Genomic DNA, 230 nt, shown 5'->3' with positions numbered 1-230 from the left:
ATCCGCGGACGCCATGCGCTCGCGCGCGGCGAGGAGTACCAGGCGCGCGCGATCACCGAAGCGGACGGCACGCGGGTGACGGTCTGGCAGACGCCGGCGGCGCGCGCGGACGGGCCGGTGATCGCGTTCTTTTATGGCAATGCAGGAGCGGTGTCGGACTTCGCGGCGATCGGGGCGGCGTTCCATCGCCAGGGTTATGGCGTGCTTCTCGCGTCCTATCGCGGCTATCC

At 70.4% G+C, this 230-nt stretch carries 1 protein-coding gene; it reads left to right on the top strand.

The annotated features are described in order from the left end of the window. The coding region (locus Q5L94_RS14240) for a hypothetical protein (protein ID WP_317498997.1) at positions 1–230 on the top strand (230 nt) is incomplete at both ends.

This window comes from Idiomarina sp. Sol25 (genome assembly GCF_033052775.1).
In the GTDB taxonomy this organism is placed as follows: Bacteria; Pseudomonadota; Gammaproteobacteria; order Enterobacterales; family Alteromonadaceae; genus Idiomarina.
Note: the sequence above shows the minus strand (reverse complement) of the source record. Positions and strands in the feature narration are given on the sequence as shown.